At 73.4% G+C, this 18,921-nt stretch carries 17 protein-coding genes; 10 read left to right on the top strand and 7 right to left on the bottom strand.

The genetic code is table 11. The features are described from left to right. Positions 1–146 precede the first annotated feature (146 nt). The gene (locus tag ACYVAP_RS13925; protein WP_498861120.1) at positions 147–1,721 is read left to right on the top strand and encodes an efflux MFS transporter permease; all 1,575 of its coding nucleotides are present in this window, start codon (positions 147–149) and stop codon (positions 1,719–1,721) included. 18 nt (positions 1,722–1,739) lie between these two features. Here ACYVAP_RS13925 and ACYVAP_RS13920 read toward each other — a convergent pair whose 3' ends face one another. From ACYVAP_RS13920 to ACYVAP_RS13900, 5 genes are all read right to left on the bottom strand, one after another. After that, positions 1,740–2,750, bottom strand: a complete 1,011-nt coding sequence (locus tag ACYVAP_RS13920; protein WP_498861119.1) for a LacI family DNA-binding transcriptional regulator — start codon at positions 2,748–2,750, stop codon at positions 1,740–1,742. Positions 2,751–2,831: 81 nt separating this feature from the next. Further along, positions 2,832–3,932: a substrate-binding domain-containing protein gene (locus tag ACYVAP_RS13915; protein ID WP_264451251.1), complete on the bottom strand. Its 1,101-nt coding sequence runs from the start codon at positions 3,930–3,932 to the stop codon at positions 2,832–2,834. A 65-nt stretch (positions 3,933–3,997) separates the two neighbouring features. After that, complete coding sequence (locus tag ACYVAP_RS13910) at positions 3,998–5,293, bottom strand: sugar ABC transporter permease (protein ID WP_498861118.1); 1,296 nt, start codon at positions 5,291–5,293, stop codon at positions 3,998–4,000. A gap of 27 nt (positions 5,294–5,320) precedes the next feature. Further along, on the bottom strand, positions 5,321–6,868 hold the full coding sequence (locus ACYVAP_RS13905) for an ATP-binding cassette domain-containing protein (protein WP_264451591.1): 1,548 nt from the start codon (positions 6,866–6,868) through the stop codon (positions 5,321–5,323). Positions 6,869–6,975: 107 nt separating this feature from the next. Further along, on the bottom strand, positions 6,976–7,779 hold the full coding sequence (locus ACYVAP_RS13900; RefSeq protein WP_498861117.1) for a hypothetical protein: 804 nt from the start codon (positions 7,777–7,779) through the stop codon (positions 6,976–6,978). A 115-nt stretch (positions 7,780–7,894) separates the two neighbouring features. Here ACYVAP_RS13900 and ACYVAP_RS13895 point away from each other — a divergent pair, with 115 nt between their 5' ends. After that, positions 7,895–8,605, top strand: coding sequence for a winged helix-turn-helix domain-containing protein (locus ACYVAP_RS13895; RefSeq protein WP_498861116.1), 711 nt, complete (start codon positions 7,895–7,897; stop codon positions 8,603–8,605). A 6-nt stretch (positions 8,606–8,611) separates the two neighbouring features. Here ACYVAP_RS13895 and ACYVAP_RS13890 read toward each other — a convergent pair whose 3' ends face one another. Next, a complete protein-coding gene (locus tag ACYVAP_RS13890) occupies positions 8,612–9,304 on the bottom strand; it encodes a YoaK family protein (RefSeq protein WP_498861115.1) in 693 nt (230 codons plus the stop codon). A 100-nt stretch (positions 9,305–9,404) separates the two neighbouring features. On the opposite strand from ACYVAP_RS13890, the gene ACYVAP_RS13885 reads away from it, so the two are divergent. The 6 genes from ACYVAP_RS13885 to ACYVAP_RS13860 all read left to right on the top strand — a co-directional run bounded on the left by ACYVAP_RS13885 (position 9,405) and on the right by ACYVAP_RS13860 (position 16,218). Beyond that, positions 9,405–10,499 (top strand): acetamidase/formamidase family protein, encoded by a 1,095-nt coding sequence (locus ACYVAP_RS13885; RefSeq protein WP_498861114.1) that lies wholly within the window; start codon positions 9,405–9,407, stop codon positions 10,497–10,499. Beyond that, positions 10,496–12,115, top strand: coding sequence for an AtzH-like domain-containing protein (locus tag ACYVAP_RS13880; RefSeq protein WP_498861113.1), 1,620 nt, complete (start codon positions 10,496–10,498; stop codon positions 12,113–12,115). The genes ACYVAP_RS13885 and ACYVAP_RS13880 overlap by 4 nt, the downstream gene beginning before the upstream one ends. Next, positions 12,112–12,612, top strand: a complete 501-nt coding sequence (locus ACYVAP_RS13875; RefSeq protein WP_498861112.1) for a 2-oxo-4-hydroxy-4-carboxy-5-ureidoimidazoline decarboxylase — start codon at positions 12,112–12,114, stop codon at positions 12,610–12,612. The genes ACYVAP_RS13880 and ACYVAP_RS13875 overlap by 4 nt, the downstream gene beginning before the upstream one ends. A 167-nt stretch (positions 12,613–12,779) precedes the next feature. Beyond that, positions 12,780–14,060: a pyridoxal-phosphate-dependent aminotransferase family protein gene (locus ACYVAP_RS13870; protein WP_498861111.1), complete on the top strand. Its 1,281-nt coding sequence runs from the start codon at positions 12,780–12,782 to the stop codon at positions 14,058–14,060. Beyond that, positions 14,057–15,343 carry a Zn-dependent hydrolase gene (locus tag ACYVAP_RS13865; protein WP_498861110.1) on the top strand — a complete coding sequence of 429 codons (1,287 nt, stop codon included), beginning with the start codon at positions 14,057–14,059 and terminating at the stop codon, positions 15,341–15,343. The genes ACYVAP_RS13870 and ACYVAP_RS13865 overlap by 4 nt, the downstream gene beginning before the upstream one ends. Further along, positions 15,340–16,218: a MurR/RpiR family transcriptional regulator gene (locus ACYVAP_RS13860; protein WP_498861109.1), complete on the top strand. Its 879-nt coding sequence runs from the start codon at positions 15,340–15,342 to the stop codon at positions 16,216–16,218. Before ACYVAP_RS13865 ends, ACYVAP_RS13860 begins: the two co-directional genes overlap by 4 nt. A gap of 87 nt (positions 16,219–16,305) precedes the next feature. Here the strand turns inward: ACYVAP_RS13860 and ACYVAP_RS13855 are convergent, their stop codons facing one another. Further along, positions 16,306–17,388: an ABC transporter substrate-binding protein gene (locus ACYVAP_RS13855; protein WP_498861108.1), complete on the bottom strand. Its 1,083-nt coding sequence runs from the start codon at positions 17,386–17,388 to the stop codon at positions 16,306–16,308. A gap of 255 nt (positions 17,389–17,643) precedes the next feature. On the opposite strand from ACYVAP_RS13855, the gene uraH reads away from it, so the two are divergent. Both uraH and pucL read left to right on the top strand, forming a co-directional pair. Then, entirely contained in the window at positions 17,644–17,970 is a 327-nt protein-coding gene (uraH, locus tag ACYVAP_RS13850) for a hydroxyisourate hydrolase (protein WP_137769038.1), read from the top strand. Position 17,971: 1 nt separating this feature from the next. Beyond that, positions 17,972–18,910, top strand: coding sequence for a urate oxidase (gene pucL, locus ACYVAP_RS13845; protein WP_498861107.1), 939 nt, complete (start codon positions 17,972–17,974; stop codon positions 18,908–18,910). Positions 18,911–18,921 lie beyond the last annotated feature (11 nt).

The raw sequence follows: 18,921 nt of genomic DNA, 5'->3' as shown, positions 1-18,921 counted from the left end.
GGTGCCCACGCTCACGTCCGGGCGTCGAGGGGAAGGGATGCTCGCCACGTCCGGGGGCCATCCCCGTGGTCGAGCGTCCGGGAGCGGGCGTACATTCTCGGAGGCACCCGCGCCGGGCGCCCCCAGCACGTCCCCCGGAGGTCCCCATGGCCGAAGCCGCCCCGTCCGTCGCCGAGTCCGGTCAGGCGGAGCGCGACCCGCGCCTGGACCGGCCCTGGCCCGCCCTGTGGTCGATCGTCCTGGGGTTCTTCATGATCCTCGTGGACACCACGATCGTCACCGTCGCGATCCCGCGCATGCAGGAGGACCTCGACACCGAGCTCTCGAGCCTGCTGTGGGTCACGAGCGCCTACCTGCTCGCCTACGCCGTGCCGCTGCTCATCACCGGCCGTCTCGGCGACCGGCTCGGCATGAAGACCATGTACATGGCCGGCCTCGCCGTCTTCACCCTCTCGAGCCTGTGGTGCGGCCTCGCCGGCAGCGTCGAGATGCTCATCCTCGCCCGCGTCGTGCAGGGCCTCGGCGCCGGCATGATGACCCCGCAGACGATGTCCATGATCACCCGCATGTTCGCCCCCAAGGACCGCCCCCAGGCGATGGCGCTGTGGGGCGCCACCGCGGGCGTCGCGACCCTCGTGGGCCCGCTCGCGGGAGGCCTGCTCGTCGACGGCCCCGGCTGGGAGTGGATCTTCTTCGTCAACGTGCCCGTCGGGATCATCGGCCTGCTGCTCGCCGCCCGCAACGTGCCCCGCTTCTCCCGCCGCGCCCACTCCTTCGACTGGCTCGGCGTGGTGCTCTCCGCCGCAGGCCTGTTCATGCTCGTCTTCGGCATCCAGGAGGGGGACACCTACGACTGGGGCACCATCACCGACTCGCTCGTCATCGCGGGCGTCGACACCCACCTGCCGATCTCCGTGCCCGGGCTGATCATCGCGGGCGCCGTCGTCATGGTCGCCTTCGTCGTCTGGCAGGCCGTGAACCGCCGCGAGCCGCTCGTGCCGCTGCGCCTGTTCCGCGACCGCAACTTCTCCGTCGCCAACATCGCGATCGCGATGATGGGCGCGACCGTGCTCACCCTCTCCATCCCGATCACCCTGTACTTCCAGCAGGTGCTCGGCATGGACCCCACGCAGGCCGCCCTCATGACCGTGCCGATGGCGCTCGTCTCCGGCGCGCTCGCGCCTTTCGTGGGCCGCTGGATGAACCGAGTGAACCCGCGCTGGCTCGCCGTGGGCGGCTTCGCCTCGCTCGCCGCGGGCCTCGGCTGGCTCGCCCTGATCATGGAGCCCGGCACGGCGATCTGGCTGCTCCTGCTGCCCTTCGTGCTCGTGGGCCTCGGCAATGCCCTCATCTGGGGCCCGCTGTCGATGACCGCGACCCGCAACCTGCCGCCCTCGCTCGCGGGCGCCGGCTCCGGCGTCTACAACGAGACGCGGCAGATCGGCTCCGTGCTGGGATCCGCCGCGATCGCGACCCTCATGAGCACCCGCATCGCCGACCGGATCGGCGAGGTCACCGGCGGCGCCGGCGGCCAGGGCGGCGCGGGGGCCACGGCCGAGGGCGCGCAGACGGGCTCCCTGCCCGAGTTCCTCCACGCCCCCTTCGCGCAGGCGATGGCCGACTCCCTGCTGCTGCCCGTGCTGCTCTCCCTCGTGGGCGTCGTCGCCGCGCTGTGCATCGGCAAGCCCGTCGAGACCGGGGCCTGGGAGCAGGACGAGTAGGGCTCCGTCCCGGCAGACTCAGCCACCGCAGCCGCAGGAGCGGCGGAGGATCAGCTCCGGCGGGATCACCACACGCTCGATCGGCGCCGCGGGATCCCGGCGGCGGACGACGAGGCGCTCGAGGGCGAGGGCGCCCAGCCGCGCCGGGTGCTGGCGCACGGACGTCACCGGCGGGTCCAGCAGATCCGCGAGGTCGACGTCGTCGAAGCCGACCACGGCGACCTCCCGCTGCATGCCGCGACGCTGCAGCGCCCGCACCGCGCCCATCGTGACGAGGTTCCGAGCGGTGAACAGGGCCGTGGGCGGCGCGTCGGCGTCCAGCAGGGCGTCCACCGCGGTCACGACCTCCTCCTGCGAGGAGAGGTCGTCGACCACGACCAGGTCCGATGGCCGCAGCCCCGCCGCGTCCCACGCCTCCCGGGCGCCCGCGATCCGCTGCGCCGCGGTGTGCAGGCTCGCGAGATGGGTGAGCACGGCGATCCTGCGGTGCCCGTGCCCGATCAGGTGGGCGACGCCCTCGCGCGCGCCGCTCACGTTGTCCGAGGCCACCGTGTCCACCTCGATGCCGTGCGGCGGCCGGTCCACGGCGACGACCGGGGTGCCGAGGCGCAGCTCGGGGGCCAGGAACGTGAGGTCCGCGGGAGAGGGCATGAGGATCAGGCCGTCCACGCGCCGCTCGAGCAGACCGCGGGCGAGCTGGCGCTCCCGGGCGGGATCCTCGTCGGTGCTCGCCGCGTAGACGCTGAGGCCGTGGCGCTGGGCGGCGTCCTCGACCCCGCGGTGGATCGCCGCGTCGAAGTCGTTGTCCACGCTCGCCAGGAGCAGGCCGACGCTGTCCGTGCCGCGCGTGGAGCGGCGCAGGCTGCCGGCGGTCGCGTCACGGCGGTAGTGGAGCTCCGCGGCCGCGCGCCGCACGCGCCGCGCCGTCTCCTCGGAGACGCCGGGCTCGCCGTTGATCACGCGGGAGACCGTCTTGAAGGCGACGCCGGCGCGCGAGGCGACGTCCTTCATCGTGGGTCGTCTGCCCACCATCAGCTCCTCCGCCCCGGGGTGAGGGCCCCGTGCTCCCGGTCGTCCGGGAGCACGGGGCCGGCCGATCCCGCCAGCAGGTCAGCCCTTCAGCAGCGCGAGGCGGTCCGGGTCGTCCTGGAAGACCTCCTCGGCGTTCTCCTTCGTCACGACCACCGGGTCCAGGGCGTAGACGGGCACGTCGATCGTGCCGTTGTTCTCGGTCTCGGTCGGCGCCTCCGGGTCCTCACCCTTCTGGTACGCGGTGATGAGCTCGATGGTCTTCGCGACGAGGTCCTTGGTGGGCTTGTGGACCGTGGAGTACTGCTCGCCGTTCCAGATCGAGGTGATCGACTCGGTCTCCGCGTCGAGACCGTCGACGACGGGCACCTCCTGGCCGGCGGCCTTGCACGCGGTGATGATCGCGCGGGCGATGCCGTCGTTGGGGGAGAGCACCCCGTGGATCTCCTTGTCGGAGTAGTTCGAGGCGAGCAGGGAGTCCATGCGGGACTGCGCCTTGCCGTTGTCCCAGTCCTGCGTGGCGACCTGCTGGAAGTCCACCTGACCGGAGACGACGACGAGGGTGCCGTCGTCGATCTTGGGCTGGAGGACGGACATCGCGCCGGTGAAGAAGTTCGGCGCGTTGGGATCGGCGGGGCCGCCGCCGAAGAGCTCGATGTTGTACGGGCCCTCGCCCTTGCGCTCGGCGAGGCCGTCCAGGAGCGACTGGCCCTGCAGCTCGCCGGTGCGGACGCTGCCGAACTGGACCACGGCATCCACCGCGTCGGTGTTCTCGATGAGGCGGTCGTAGCCGATGATCCGGATGCCGGCGTCCTTCGCGGACTTCAGCGCGCTGCCCAGCTGGGTGCCGTCGATGGGGCCCACGACGATCGCCTTCGCGCCCTTCTGGACCATCGCCTCGATCTGCTGCTGCTGCTGGGAGACCTTGTTGTCCGCCGCCTGCACGAGGGGCGTGAAGCCGGCCTCCTTCAGCTGGGCGGTGAACAGGTCCTGCGCCTCGGCCCAGTTCTGGGTGCCGAGCCAGGGGAGGGCGACGCCGACGGTCGCATCGGCGTCGAAGCCGCTGCCCCCGCCGCCGTCGCCGCTGTCGGTGGTGGTGCCCGTGCGGCCCCCGCCGCACGCGGCGAGGAGGAGGGTGCCGGCGGCGGCGAGGCCGCCGATGGTGAAGGTCCTGCGCTTCATGAGAACTCCTTGTGTGGTCGGGGCCCGCCATCGGACCTCGGGGTGGGGAGGGAGCGGATCGTGGATCAGCTGGAGGGGGTGGAGGTCGAGTCGGGGGAAGCGGGGGAGCCGGGGGACGGGGCGATCGCGACCGGCTCGTTCGTCGGCTCCGCCTTCGTGCGGTCGCCGAACAGGCGTCCGGTGATCGAGGGTCGGCCCTGCTGCTTGTTGTAGACGTCGAAGGCGACGGCGGCGAGGAGCACGAAGCCCTTGATCACCTGGGTCTTGTCCTGGCCGACCCCCATGAGGAAGAGGCCGGAGTTCAGGGTCGCCATCACGAGGCCGCCGATCATGGTCGCGGTGACCGTGCCGATGCCGCCGGAGACCGCGGCCCCGCCGATGAACACGGCGGCGATCGCGTCGAGCTCCCAGGTGTTGCCGTCCGACGGTCCCGCGGAGGTCGCGCGGGCGACGAAGAGGATCCCGGCGAGGGCCGCGAGGAAGGACATGTTCGCCATCACCAGGAAGTACACCCGGCTCACGCTCACGCCGGAGAGCGCGGCGGCCTGCTTGTTGCCGCCCACCGCGTAGATGTGCCGGCCGAAGGTCGTGCGCTGGGTGATGACGTGGTAGATGATCACGAGCGCCACGAGGATCACGCCGGGGATCGGGAACGAGGTGCCCGGGCGGCCGCTGCCGAAGAGGTAGGTGACGTAGGCGAGCACGGCGCCCACGAGCACCACGCGGATGATGACGGCGCTGAGCTGCAGCTCCGTCTCGCCGTCGGCCACGCGGCGGCGGTAGGTGCTGATCTGGCTCCAGGCGTAGAGGGCGATCGCGATCAGGCCCAGCAGCAGGGTCGAGTTGTTGAGGGAGGTCCACGCGGGGCCCCACTCGGGCAGGTAGCCGGCACCCAGGACGTTCAGCTCCGGCGGGACCGGGACGCTCACCGATCCGCTCAGCCAGATCACGCCGCCGCGGAAGAGCATCATCCCGGCGAGGGTCGTGATGAAGCCGGGGATGCCGACCTTCGCGAGCCAGAACCCGTGCCAGCAGCCGATCAGCGCGCCGATCACGAGGCCGGCGAGCAGGGCCGCCCACCACGGGAAGTGCAGGTCGCGAGCGGAGAGCGCGACGCACATGCCCACGAAGCCCGCGACGGAGCCCACCGAGAGATCGATGTGGCCGATGACGATGACCATCACCATGCCGATCGCGAGGATCAGCACGTAGGCGTTGCCGGAGATGAGGTTCTGCATGTTGCCCGGGGTGAGCATGCTGCCGCCCGAGGCGATGTGGAAGCCGAGGAGGAGCGCCACGAGGGCGAACACCATCGTGAACTGACGGAAGTCCGTCCCGAAGATCTGCTTGACGACGTTCATGGGTCTGTTCTCTCGTTGCGGCGCCGGTCAGGCGGCGGATCCGACGGTGGTGGTCATCATGCGCATGAGCGTCTCCTGGTCCGCCTCGGAGCGAGGCACCTCCCCGGTGATGCGCCCTTCGCAGAGGGTGTAGATGCGGTCGCAGATGCCGAGCACCTCGGGCAGCTCGGAGGAGATGACGATGACGGCCTTCCCCTGGTCCGCGAGCTGCTGGATGAGCCGGTAGATCTCGAACTTCGCGCCCACGTCGATGCCGCGCGTGGGCTCGTCGAGGATGAGGACGTCCGGCTCGGGGAAGAGCCACTTCGCGAGGACGACCTTCTGCTGGTTCCCGCCGGAGAGGGTCGCGACGCCCACGTCGATCCCGGGGGTCTTGATGCGCAGGGAGCGGCGGTAGCGCTCGGCGACCCTGCGCTCCTCGGTGTCGTCGATCAGGCCGCGCCGCACGACGGCCGGCAGGTTCGCGGAGACGATCGTGTCCTTGATGCTGTCCAGGAGGTTCAGCCCGAGCTGCTTGCGGTCCTCGGAGACGTAGGCGAGGCCGTGGCGGATCGCCTGGCGCACGGTGCGCAGCTCGACCTCCTCGCCGCGCAGCCGGAGCCGCCCGCCGAGGAAGTTGCCGTAGGAGCGGCCGAACAGGGAGCGGGCGAGCTCGGTGCGGCCGGCGCCCATGAGCCCCGCGAAGCCGAGGATCTCGCCGCGGCGGGCCACGAAGGACTCGTCGCGGCAGACGAGCTTGCCCGGCACGGTGGGGTGCTCGACGGTCCAGCCCTCGACCTCGAGGATGACCTCGCCGTCGAGGTTCGGCTCGTGGTCGGGGTAGCGGTTGTCGAGGGAGCGGCCCACCATCGCGCGGATGATGCGGTCCTCGTCGACGTGGCCCGCCTCGACCGCGTAGGTCTCCACGGTGCGCCCGTCCCGGATGACGGTCACGGCGTCGGAGACCTCGGCGATCTCGCCCAGCTTGTGGGAGATCATGATCGAGGTGATGCCCTTGCTCTTCAGCCCCTTCATGAGGGTGAGCAGGTTCGCGGAGTCGTCCTCGTTGAGGGCGGAGGTGGGCTCGTCGAGGATCAGGAGCTTGACGTCCTTCGCGAGCGCTTTGGCGATCTCGACGAGCTGCTGCTGGCCCACGCCGAGGGTCTTCACGGGCAGCGCCGGATCCACCTCGAGGCCCACGCGGGCGAGCAGGTCGAGGCTGCGGCGGCGCAGCTCGCGGCGGTCGATGAGCCCGCCGGCGACGATCTCGTTGCCCAGGAAGATGTTGTCCGCGACGGAGAGCTCGGGGATGAGCGCGAGCTCCTGGTGGATGATGACGATGCCGACGGCCTCGGAGGACTTGATGTCCTTGAACGCCATCTCCTCGCCCTGGAACAGGATCTGCCCGCCGTAGCTGCCGTGCGGGTGCACGCCGGAGAGGACCTTCATGAGGGTCGACTTCCCGGCGCCGTTCTCGCCGCAGATCGCGTGGATGTCACCGCGGCGCACGGTCATGGTGACGTCGTCCAGCGCCCGGACCCCCGGGAACAGCTTGGTGATGTTGCGCATCTCCAGGATCGCGTGCGGATCGCTCATGGATGCTTCCCTCCCACTCGTCGTCGAGTGCGGCCGGGGTGGCCGACAACGTTGTCATCTTAGGGGCGTGTGACGGGCGCCATGTCCGTTTCCGCATCACGGCTCGGTCACGGTCGGAGTCGGGCGTGCACGCCCCCACCCGCAGGGGGACGGGGTGCTCCGCCCGGAGGCGGATCGCCTTCCTGCCCGACGGGCCGCTGCTCGGGGTGAGCGTGCCCGGGGCAGGTGGCGCCCCGCCGCTCACCACCGTGCTCGAGCAGCTGCTCGTCCAGCAGCGGTTCTTCCCGATCTTCTCGCTGCTCTTCGGCGTGGGCTCCGGCATGCTGTGGGACTCCGCCTCTCGACGCGCCGCGCGGCCGCGCGCGGTGCTGCTGCGCCGCCTGCTCGCGCTCGGTCTGCTCGGTGCCCTGCACCAGCTGTTGCAGGCGGGGGAGGCGCTGCTGCCCTGCGCGATCGTCGGGACGCTGTTCCTCCTCCCGCTGGCCTTCCTCCCGGAGCGGGCGCGCACCGTGGTCGCCGGGATCGGGGGAGCGGCGCTCACCGCCGTCGGCGCCACGTTCGGCGGCCTGATGCTCGTGCCCGGCATGTTCCTGCTCGGCTTCACCGCCGCTTCCCTCGACCTGCCGCGACGGTTCGAGCGCTCGGCCCGGCCGGGGCTCGCGCTCACCGTCGTCGCGGGCGCGGTCGCCGCCCCGCTGCGCACGCCGCTGCGACCGGTGCTCGCGGCGGTCCTCGCGCCGCTCGGGCGGATGACGCTCACGAACCATGTCTCCGCAACCCTCGTGATCGTGGTGGCCGGCCTGACCTTCTCCGTGCCGCCGCAGCTCGTGCGGGGCGATGCCGCGCTCGTGCTCGACGACGCCGGGATGGCCGCCCCCGTCCTCCTCTCGCGCCGTGAGCACGACGGTCACGAAAAGGTCTCGACACCTCCCGGACATGTCCTTGGCACGATCGTTGCAGTGAAGTGGGCGCCATCTCGGGGCCCGACGGCGCGCCCCTCCCTCCCCCAGCGAAAGGGGTCTCCCGGTGAGCCGTCCCATGTCCTCCGCACTGCGCGTCCTGCACATCTCGCCCGCCCGCCCGGCGCTGCGGCGACCGGCTCTCGGAGCCCTCGCGATGCTCCCGCACACGGTGCACTACTGCGGAATGGACCTCCCGGACCTCCGCCGCGCCCCCGAGTGCGACGTCGTCGTCTTCGACTCGACCGCGGACCTCACCTGGGCGCCGCACATGGCGATGCGGCTCGAGGCGGCGGGGCTCGCGCTGCCGATGGTCCTCGTGATGGCCGAGTCCGGTCTCGCGGCCGCGAACCAGGACTGGGGCGCCGCGGACTACCTGCTGCCCACCGCGGGACCCGCCGAGGTCGACGCCCGGCTGCGGCTCGCGCTGCGCTCCGCCCCGGTGGAGGAGCCGGCCCCCGCGCTGCTCTCCGCGGGCGGCCTGCTGATCGACGAGTCGAGCTTCACCGCCTCCGTGCACGGCATGCCCCTCGAGCTGACGTTCAAGGAGTTCGAGCTGCTGAAGTACCTCGTCGCGCACCCGGGCCGGGTGTTCACCCGCGCCCAGCTGCTGCAGGAGGTGTGGGGCTACGACTACTTCGGCGGTACCCGCACCGTGGACGTGCATGTGCGCCGGCTGCGGGCGAAGCTCGGTGAGAGCCTCGACTCCGCGATCCACACGGTGCGCAACGTCGGCTACCGCTTCGACGTCGTGGAGCCCGCGCTGCAGACCGCCTGAGGCGGCTCAGCCCCGGCAGCGGGCGTGGCCGATCGCGGCGACCGCCGCGCAGATCAGCCCGGCCACGAGCAGCCCCGCCCCGGCGTGCACGCGCAGCAGGGCGGCGCCCACGGCCGCTCCCGCGAGCATGAGCAGCACGGCGAGCAGGCGCCGCGGCCACAGCGCGCCGCTGCCGCCGGCGAGCGGGGAGTCCATGGCGAGGCCCGTGATCGTCGAGGTGATGACCACGGTCGTCACGTCCTTGACCCCGATCGCGCGGGCCGTCGCGGCCTGCGCACCCATCGCGAGGCCCAGCACACCGGTGATCACCAGCAGCGCGGGCTCCGGCGCCCCGTCCCACAGCAGCAGCACCGCGCCGATGGCGACGACGACCCCGGCGACCCCGCCGAGCAGGGCGGTCGTCACCGCGCTCCAGGCGCCCGTGCGGCCGCCGAGCGCGCGCCCCGCGAGCACCGCCCCGAGCACGAAGCCGCCGAGCGCGATCAGCGGCCCCGCCACGGGGAGGTCGTCCGCCCCGGTGAGGGCCATCCCGAGGATCACCACGTTGCCGGTCATGTTCGCGGTGAACACCCGGTCCAGGCCCAGGTAGCCGATCGCGTCGACGATCCCGGTGGTGAAGGTGAGCGCGAGCATGAGGCGCAGGAGGGCGGGCCCCGTGTCCCGGGCGGGGGAGACGGCGGCGGTGGAGGTCTCGGTCATGCCCCGGACGCTATCGACCTCGCGAAACCCGGGCGGCACGGGCGTGTAACAAGCACGTAAAAGCACGTCCCTAGGGTGAGCGTCGACCCGAGGAGGACCCATGCGGACACCCATCCTGCGCCCCGGCGAGGACCTGCCGGACGGCATCGCCTATCTCCCCGCGGAGGAGGCCACGAGCCTGTGGGGCCGGCTGCCCTGCGCCGCGGACTCCCCGGTGCTGCGCCTGCGCAGCGGGGACGAGGCGGTCCTGGACACGGTGAGCCACGAGGGCATCCTCGAGGACCAGGGCCGGGACCCGCGCCGCTTCTTCGCCGCGCACGGCGTCGACGCCGAGCAGGTGCTCCCGGATGCGGTCGCGATCGCCGCCGGGCACCCGGACCGCGACCCCGGCCGCGACGGCCCGCACGTGGTCACCGGGCCGATCCACGTGGACGGCGCCCTCCCCGGCGACCTGCTGCGGATCACCGTGGTGGACCATGCGCTGCGCGTCCCCTACGGCGTGGTCTCCAACCGCCACGGTCGCGGCGCGCTGCCGGGGGAGTACCCGCGAGGCACGGGTGCGGTGAGCGTCTTCGCCGGGGTCGAGGAGGGGGCCGACGGCGCCCTGCTCGGCACCATGGCCCCGCGCGAGGGGGCCGAGCGCACGATCCGCTTCCCGCTGCGCCCCTTCCTCGGGATCATGGGCGTCGCCGTCGCGGAGGTGGAGCGGCCGCACTCGGTGCCGCCCGGACGCCACGGCGGCAACATCGACATCAACCTGCTCACCGCCGGCTCCTCCCTCTACCTGCCGGTGCAGGTCGTGGGTGCCCTCGCCTACGTGGGCGACCCGCACTTCGCGCAGGGGGACGGGGAGGTCGCGCTGACGGCGATGGAGGCGAGCCTGCGCAGCCGCCTGCGCTTCGAGGTCATCGCCCGGGAGGACGCGCTCGAGCGGTTCGGGGAGCTCGCCGGCCCGCTCGCCGAGACCTCCCGGTACCTGGTGCCCACCGGCATGGACGAGGACCTCGACGTGGCCGTCCAGGAGTGCGTGCGGGCGGCGATCGCCCTGCTCGGGGCCCGCTGGGGACTCGATCCCGAGCACGCCTACGCCTACCTCAGCGCCGCCACCGACTTCGACATCTCGCAGGTGGTGGACGTGGTCAAGGGCGTCCACGCCCGCATCCGGATCGAGGACCTCGCGGGGGTGGGCCGATGAGCGCCGACGGCGGCACGGGACCGGTCGCCGAGGAGGCCCGGCCGGTGCCCCACGGCCCGGAGGTCCCCGGGCTCATGGACGCCTTCTGGGCCTACGAGACGGCCCTCATGGCCGACGACCTCCCGACCCTCGACGCGCTCTTCGCCCCCGGCCCGGACACCCTCCGCGGCGACGCGGCGGGTCTGCTCGTGGGGCACGAGGCGATCAGCTCCTTCCGCGGCGGGCGCGGCGGCGCCCCGGCCCGGCGCATCGTCCGCGTCGATGTGCGCGCGCTCGGCGAGCGGCACGCCGTCGTCGTCGCGATCACGGAGCTGCTGCGCGGGGGCCGCGGCCAGCAGACCCAGGTGTGGGAGCGCGGCGAGGGCGGCTGGAAGGTCGCCGTCGCGCACGTGGCGGTCGCGGCGCCGGCGCTGGACCGTCGGATCTGGCGGGTGGTGGGCACCCCGCTCGTTCCGGCCACCACGGAGGACGGCCCGCTCACGGGGGAGTCCGTCGCGGTCAAGGACCTGTTCGCCGTCGCCGGCCAGCGGATCGGCGCCGGGAACCCCGCCCGGCTCGCGGAGGCCTCCCCGGAGCCCCGCCACGCCGCCGCGGTCGAGGCGCTGCTGGGCGCGGGCGCCGCCGTCACCGGGATCGCCGCGACCGACGAGCTCGCCTACAGCCTCGCCGGCACCAGCACGCACTACGGCACCCCGCCGAACCCCCGCGCCCCGCACCGCATCAGCGGCGGCTCGTCCTCCGGCTCCGCGAGCGCCGTCTCCCTCGGGCACGCGAGCCTGGGCCTCGGCACGGACACGGGCGGCTCGATCCGCGTCCCCGCCGCCTACCAGGGGCTGTGGGGGATCCGCACCACCCACGGCGCCGTCCCCCGCGACGGGCTGCTGCCGCTCGCGCAGAGCTTCGACACCGTGGGCCTGCTCGCGCGCACCCCCGGGCCGCTCGCCCGTGCCGCCGCCGTGCTGCTGCACGACGCCGACGGCGCCGCGGCCGGGACGGGGAGGGCCGGAATGCTCGCCGGCGCCGCCCTGCGCACCGTGCCCGGTCTCGTGGAGCTCGCCGAGGGCGACGTCGCCGAGGCGATCGACGCGGCACTGCGCCGCTGGGCCGGGAGCCGGCGCATGGAGCGCGCCGCCGCGATCGACGAGGCGGCCCACACCGCATGGCTGGGCGCCTTCCGGACGATCCAGGCGCGCGAGGCGTGGCAGGCGCACGGCGACTGGGTCCGCGTCCATGAGGGCGACCTCGGCCCGGACGTCGCCGCCCGCTTCCGCACCGCCCGCACCGTCACCGCGGAGCAGGAGCGCCGTGCCCGCGAGGTGCGCGCCGTCGCCGCGGAGGAGGTGCGCGGGCGGCTCGGCGGCGGCGTGCTCGTGGTGCCGGCGGCCTCCTCGGTGGCGCCGCTGCTGCGGGACTCCGCGGCCGGCGGCCCCCTCATCGAGGCCCAGCGCGAGCGGACTCTGCGCCTGACCTGCCTCGCGGGCCTCGCCGGCCTGCCCGCCGTCACCGTCCCGCTGCGCACCGCCGCGGGCCTGCCCACCGGTGTCACCCTGGTGGGGCCCGCCGGCTCCGACGTGGAGCTGATCCACCTCGCCGCCGCCCTCGAGGAGACCTCATGAGCCCGAGCAGCCTCACCCTCGCGCAGTTCAACACGGCGCCCGCGGCGGACCTCGAGGATCCGCTGCGCGGCTGCGCCCCGATCGACCGCTGGACCGGGGCGATCCTCGCAGGGCGCCCCTACGCGGACGTCGAGCAGCTGCGGGGCACGGCCTCCGCGCTCGCCGGGGAGTGGACCGCCGCGGAGGTCCACGGCGCGCTCGCGCACCATCCGCGGATCGGGGAGCGGGCGCAGGGGCTCGCGGCGGTGGAGGCCGCGCACTCGCGCGCCGAGCAGGCCGGGGTCGAGGACCCCGGCGCCTGGGTCGCCGCGAACGCCCGCTACGAGGAGCGCTTCGGCACCGTGTTCCTCATCCGCGCCGCGGGCCGCTCGCAGGCGGAGATGCTCGCGGAGCTCGAGCGGCGCCTGGCGCTCGACGAGGAGCAGGAGCGGAGCGAGCGCGCGGAGCAGCTGCGGCAGATCGCCCTGCTGCGCCTCGAGGCCCTCGTCCCCGCCTGAGCGGCGGGGCTGGAACGGTCATTCCGCCCGCGTCCCGCGGCCGGAACCGGCGCGTCACGCCTGCGCAGGGCAATCTTCGCGGGACGGAACCGTGGACGAAACACGCGTGAAACGTCTGTTTCGTTGACTGGGGCGGAGCACCGGCACCACCGCAGAACGGAACCCCGATGAGCATCCCTGCGATCACCCCGCCCCAGCGGCTCCTGATGGGGCCCGGCCCGATCAGCGCGGACCCCCGCGTCCTGCGGGCGATGTCCGCCGGCCTCGTGGGCCAGTTCGATCCCGCGATGACCACCTGGATGACGCAGACCATGGAGCTGTACCGCGAGGTGCTGCGCACCCGCAACGAGGCGACCCTCCTCGTCGACGGCACCTCCCGGGCCGGTATCGAGGCCGCCCTGGTCTCCCTGCTCGAGCCCGGGGACCGGGTGCTCGTGCCGATCATGGGCCGCTTCGGGCACCTCCTCGTGGAGATCGCCGAGCGCTGCGGGGCCGAGGTCCACACGATCACCACCGACTGGGGCACCGTGTTCACCCCCGAGCAGATCGAGGAGGCCGTCGGCCGCGTCCGTCCCCGACTCGTGGCCCTCGTGCAGGGCGACACCTCCACCACCATGAACCAGCCGCTCGAGGGCCTCGGCGAGATCTGCGCCCGCCACGACGCGCTGCTGTACGTCGACGTCACCGCGTCCCTGGGCGGCAACGCCTTCGCGATGGACGAATGGGGCGTGGACGCCGCCACCGCGGGCCTGCAGAAGTGCCTCGCGGGCCCGTCGGGCAGCGCCCCCCTCTCGCTCTCCCCGCGTGCCCGCGAGGTCGTGCTCTCGCGCCGCCACGTCGAGGCCGGCATCGCGGACGGCACCGCCGGCCGCGGCACGCGCATCCGCTCGAACTACTTCGACCTCGCGATGATCCTCGACTACTGGGGCGAGGCGCGGCTGAACCACCACACCGAGGCCACGAGCATGCTCTACGCGGCCCACGAGTGCGCCCGGCTGCTCGTCGAGGAGGGCATGGACGCCGCCGTCGCCCGGCACCGCCTGCACGGGCGGGCCATGGCCGCGGGCGCGCAGGGGCTGGGGCTGCGGCTGTTCGGCGACCAGGAGCACCGGATGAACAACGTCCTCGCCGTGCACATCCCCGAGGGGGTCGACGGCGACGCCGCCCGCACCGCCCTGCTCGAGGACTACGGCATCGAGATCGGCACGAGCTTCGGCCCCCTGCACGGGAACGTCTGGCGCATCGGGACCATGGGCTACAACGCCCGGAAGGACGCGGTGCTGCTCACCCTCGCCGCGCTCGAGCAGGTGCTGCGCGCCGGCGGCGTGCCGGTCACCGGCGGCGGGGGCGTGGGTGCCGCGCAGGAGGTCTACGCGGACGAGGCCCGCGCCGCCTCTCCCGCGGGCCCGGTCGCGAGCGCCGTCGCCGGGACGGAGGCCGCCCGATGACCCGCCTCGCCCCCTCCGCCGAGGCGCTCGAGGCGGCCCGCCGGATCATGGCGGACTGCGACCGGATCGCCGCGATCTCCGCCCGCGAGGACGGCATCGAGCGCACGTACCTCACCCCCGAGCACGCCCGCCACGACGCGCTCGCCGCCGAGCTCGTCACCACGGCGGGCATGCGCACCTGGCAGGACGTCGCCGGCAACCGGCGGGGCCGGCTCGAGGGGAGCCGCCCCGGGCTGCCCGCCCTGCTGCTCGGCTCCCACCTCGACACGGTGCCCGACGCCGGCCGCTACGACGGCATCCTCGGCGTGCTGCTCGCCGTGGAGGCCGTCTCCCGGCTCCGCGACCGCGCTCACGAGCTGCCCTTCGCGCTCGAGGTCGCAGCCTTCGCGGACGAGGAGGGCACCCGCTTCGGGGCGACGCTCCTGGGGTCCCGCGCGCTCGCCGGTACCTGGGAACCGGGATGGCTCGCCCTGGCCGACGCCGAGGGCACCACGATGGAGCAGGCCTTCCGGGACTTCGGCCTCGACCCCGGGCGGGTGGGCGAGGCGGCCCTGCGCCCCGAGGACCTCGCCGGGTATCTCGAGGTGCACATCGAGCAGGGCCCGTACCTCGAGCAGGCGGATCGGGCGCTCGGCGTGGTCACGTCGATCGCGGGCGCCCGCCGCTTCGCCCTCACCGTCACCGGCGAGGCCCGCCACGCGGGCGGCACCCCCTACGAGCGCCGCCGCGACGCGCTGATCGGGGCGAGCCGGGCGGTGCTCGACATCGAGGAGATCGCCCGTGAGCACGGGGCGATCGCGACGGTGGGCCGCCTGGAGACCTTCCCCGGCGGCGTCAACGTCGTCCCCGGCCGCGTGGAGATGTCCCTGGACCTGCGGGCGGAGACCGACGCGCTGCGCGACGAGGTGCTCGACCTCGTCCTCGAGAGGATCCGCGGCTTCTGCGCGGGGCGCCGTCTCGAGCTCACGGTCGAGCAGATCCATGCGGCGCCCGCCGTGCGCTGCGCCCCGCGGCTCATGGACGCGGTGCGCACGGGGATCCGGGCGACCGGGGACCCGGAGCCGCCGGATCTGTTCTCGCGCGCCGGGCACGACGCGATGGCCCTCGCCGCGATCACCGACGTGGGCATGCTGTTCGTGCGCTGCGCCGACGGCATCAGCCACCATCCCGACGAGTCCGTCACGACGGAGGACGTCGCCCTCGCGCTCGAGGCGCTCGAGGCGGCGGTGCTCGAGGTCGCGCGGTCCGGAGCCGGCGCACCCGAGGGAGGGGACCGGCGATGAGCGGGGGGACCGGGACCCCCGTCCTGACCGGGCCCCGGATCGACGCCCGCATCGACGCGCGGTACGGCGAGCTCACGCCGCAGGAGAGGCGGATCTCCGACTTCCTCCTCGAGCACCTGGGCGACCTCGCCGTGTTCAGCGCCGCGGACATCAGCCGCGAGACCGGCGTCTCCAAGGCCACCGTGAGCCGCCTGTTCCGCAAGCTCGACTTCGCGGACTTCCGCGAGGTCAAGGAGCACACGCGGGCCATGCGGCAGTCGGGCACCCCGCTCGCCGCGCCGTCCCGCGCGAGCGCGGGGGGACTGCGCCCGGGCATCGAGGGCCACGTCCGCACGGAGCGGCTGAACCACGACCGGCTGCTCACCGTGCTCGGCGGGGGAGCGCTCGGGACGGGCACGGAGCTGCTCGCCGGCGCCCGCCGGGTGCTCGTCGTGGGCCTGCGCAACAGCTACCCCGTCGCCCTGCACCTGCACCAGCAGCTGATCCAGGCGCGGGACGGGGTGCGCCTCGCGCCGCAGCCCGGGCAGGCGGTGGGAGAGGAGATCGCCGGGATCGGGGAGGAGGACGTCGTCGTGCTCATCGGGTTCCGCCGTCGGCCGGCCGTGTTCCCGGCCCTCGCCGCGGCGATCGAGCGCTCGCCGGCGCGCTGCCTGCTCATCGGCGACGGCACCGCCCGGCCCTACGCTGTCGGAGCGGACTGCTGGATCGAGTGCCCGATCGACTCCGACGGCGCCTTCGACAGCTACTCGACGGCCATGTCCCTCGTCGCGCTGCTCGCCGACGGCATGCTCAACCTCCTGGGGAGCGACGGCGCGCGCCGCATCCGCGGGATCACCGCCGCCTACGACGAGCTCGGGGAGCTCGAGCAGCGCTGAGGAGCCCGCCGAGGACGGGTGGGGGAACCGCGACGGGCGGGGAGGGCGTCGACCCTCCCCGCCCGTCGTCCCTCGGGCGCCGACCGCTCAGCGCAGGTCGGGGTTCTCCTCGTAGACCTCCTCGAGCAGCGAGGTGTCGAAGTAGTCCTCGAGGGTGAGGTCGAATCCGGCGGTGACGAGCGCGTCGACGTTCTTCTGCATGAGGTCCTGGGACATGGTCAGCAGCCCGTTCGCATCGGTCTCGTCGGTGCTGACGAGGTCCACCTGGGCCTTCGCCTGGCGTGTCTCCTTCTCCATGTCCAGGCCCAGGTCCTTGCCGAAGTCCTCGACGGCGAGCCGCGCGCCCTCCTCGGGGTCCTCGACGGCGTCGGACCAGCCGCGGATCAGGGCGACCAGCACGGCCTTGAGCTCCTCCCGCTTCGTCTCGATGCTCTCCTGGGTCACGACGAGGCTCTCGGCCATGAACGGCAGCCCGTTGTCCGCGAGCGGCAGGTTCACGACGTCCTTCCCGTCCAGCTCGAGGGTGATCGCCTCATTGGTGAGGTAGCCGAAGAAGCCGTCGACCTCGCCGTTGACGAGGGGCTGCGGGTCGTACTGCACAGGCACGATCTCGAGGGCGGAGGCCTCGATGCCGTTCGCGGCGAGGAAGCCGTCGAAGAGCGTCTCGTTGACGCCGGCCTGCACGCCGATCCGCTTCCCGGCGAGGTCCGCGGGGGTCGTGATCGGGGTCGCGTCGCCGAGCGAGATGATCGTGAAGGGGTTCTTCTGGTAGGTGGTGCCGATGATCTTCAGCGGCGCCTCGTCGTCCTTGATCAGCGGGGCGACGCCGAGCGGGGAGGACGTGCCGATGAGGGCGGAGCCGGAGAGCACCATCGTCTCGGTGGAGGTGCCGCTGGGGCCGCCGGCGATGAGGTTCACCGAGGAGAACCCGGCCTTCTCGAAGTACCCGCGGTCCACCGCGAGGTACTCGCCGGCGAACTCGGCGTTCTTGATCCACGAGAGGTTCAGGTCCAGGGAGCCGTAGTCCCCGGAGCCGCCGTCGGAGGCGCCGGAGGCGGCGTCCGAGGAGCTGCCGCAGGCGGCGAGGGCGAGCGCGCCGATCGACGCGGCGGCGGCGCCGAGGGCGGTGCGCCGGGAGGGGCGAGGGACAGGGGCGGGAGTGGTCTCCATGAGGATCGCCTTCTTCGCGTGGGTGGGCCGCGGGGCCGCGGGCGGGTGTGGGGCCCGAGGTTAGGGATCGTGTGTTTCAAGAGGGGCCGCGGCCTGTTTCGCCGCGGTTACATCTGCAGGGGGAGCCCCTGAAACACACGTTTTACACGGGGGAAACCGTGGTGCCGCACCCGCTTCCTAGCGTGGGAGGACCGGACGCGGACCGGGCCCGCAGGGCCCGCGCCCCGTCGCTGCCGTCGGATCCAGGAGGTCGTCATCAGCCACGTCACCACCCACGTGCTGGACTCCGGCACCGGACGGCCCGCCGCCGGCGTGGCCGTCTCCCTGCGGGGCCCGGACGGCGGCGAGATCGCCTCCGCCGCGACCGACGCCGACGGCCGGATCGGGGACCTGGGCCCCGACCGCCTCCCCGCGGGCACCGCCTCCCTCCGCTTCGACACCGGCGCCTACTTCGCCGCCCGCGGCCAGGAGACCTTCTACCCGGAGGTCGTGGTCGCCTTCCGCATCGACGAGGAGCAGGGGCACCTGCACGTGCCGCTGCTCCTGAGCCCCTTCGCCTACTCCACCTACCGAGGCAGCTGAGATGACCGAGACCACCGCCCCCGCCACGACCACCGCCCCCGCCGCGACCGGCATCTCCCTGGGCGCCAACCAGTACGGGAAGGCCGGTGTGCGCCTGGTCCACGTGGACCGCTCCACGCCGCGCCACGTCCTCACCGATCTCACCGTGACCTCGATGCTCCGCGGCGACTTCGAGGACTGCTACCGCACCGGGGACAACGCCCGCGTGATCGCGACGGACACCCAGAAGAACACCGTCTACGCCTTCGCCAAGAAGCACGGCGTGGCCGGGCCCGAGAAGTTCCTGGGACTGCTCGCGGACCACTTCATGGGCCAGGGCAGCTGGCTCACCGGCGGCCGCTGGGAGGCGGAGGCGCACGGCTGGGAGCGCATCGAGGTGGACGGCGCCGGGCACGACCACGCCTTCGTCCGCACGGGCCCCGAGGTGCGCACCGCGGCGGTGACCGTCCAGGACGGCGAGCGGCACGTGGTGGGCGGGATCAAGGACCTCGTGGTGCTGAAGTCCACCGGCAGCGAGTTCCACGGCTTCCCGCGCGACGCCTACACGACCCTCCCGGAGACCACGGATCGCATCCTCGCCACCGAGGTCACGGCCCGCTGGCGCTTCCGGGACCCGGAGGCGGACCCCGACGCGACCTTCGCGGCGGTGCGCGCCCTGCTGCTCGAGACCTTCGCGACCACCCACTCGCTGTCCCTCCAGCAGAGCCTCTTCGCGATCGGTGAGGCCGTGCTCGGCGCCCGCCCCGAGCTCGCCGAGATCCGCATGGTCATGCCCAACAAGCACCACTACCTCGTGGACCTCTCCCCGTTCGAGCTCGGCAACGACAACGAGGTGTTCGTCGCCGGGGACCGCCCCTACGGCCTCATGCAGGCGGCGGTGGTCCGTGACGGGGAGCCCGAGGCGCCGGCCGCCTGGGAGTGGCTCGGCGGGTTCTGCTGAGGGCCCCGGCG

The sequence above is a fragment of the Brachybacterium horti genome (assembly GCF_054777615.1).
This window is presented reverse-complemented; position numbering and strand designations above follow the sequence as displayed.

Coding starts and splice junctions, on each gene's coding strand:
- ACYVAP_RS13905 (WP_264451591.1), bottom strand. CDS start 6,868: ATGAGCGATCCGCACGCGATCCTGGAGATGCGCAACATCACCAAGCTG.
- ACYVAP_RS13860 (WP_498861109.1), top strand. CDS start 15,340: ATGAGCGGGGGGACCGGGACCCCCGTCCTGACCGGGCCCCGGATCGAC.
- ACYVAP_RS13880 (WP_498861113.1), top strand. CDS start 10,496: ATGAGCGCCGACGGCGGCACGGGACCGGTCGCCGAGGAGGCCCGGCCG.
- ACYVAP_RS13875 (WP_498861112.1), top strand. CDS start 12,112: ATGAGCCCGAGCAGCCTCACCCTCGCGCAGTTCAACACGGCGCCCGCG.
- ACYVAP_RS13925 (WP_498861120.1), top strand. CDS start 147: ATGGCCGAAGCCGCCCCGTCCGTCGCCGAGTCCGGTCAGGCGGAGCGC.
- ACYVAP_RS13855 (WP_498861108.1), bottom strand. CDS start 17,388: ATGGAGACCACTCCCGCCCCTGTCCCTCGCCCCTCCCGGCGCACCGCC.
- ACYVAP_RS13890 (WP_498861115.1), bottom strand. CDS start 9,304: ATGACCGAGACCTCCACCGCCGCCGTCTCCCCCGCCCGGGACACGGGG.
- pucL (WP_498861107.1), top strand. CDS start 17,972: ATGACCGAGACCACCGCCCCCGCCACGACCACCGCCCCCGCCGCGACC.
- ACYVAP_RS13865 (WP_498861110.1), top strand. CDS start 14,057: ATGACCCGCCTCGCCCCCTCCGCCGAGGCGCTCGAGGCGGCCCGCCGG.
- ACYVAP_RS13910 (WP_498861118.1), bottom strand. CDS start 5,293: ATGAACGTCGTCAAGCAGATCTTCGGGACGGACTTCCGTCAGTTCACG.
- ACYVAP_RS13915 (WP_264451251.1), bottom strand. CDS start 3,932: ATGAAGCGCAGGACCTTCACCATCGGCGGCCTCGCCGCCGCCGGCACC.
- ACYVAP_RS13885 (WP_498861114.1), top strand. CDS start 9,405: ATGCGGACACCCATCCTGCGCCCCGGCGAGGACCTGCCGGACGGCATC.
- ACYVAP_RS13870 (WP_498861111.1), top strand. CDS start 12,780: ATGAGCATCCCTGCGATCACCCCGCCCCAGCGGCTCCTGATGGGGCCC.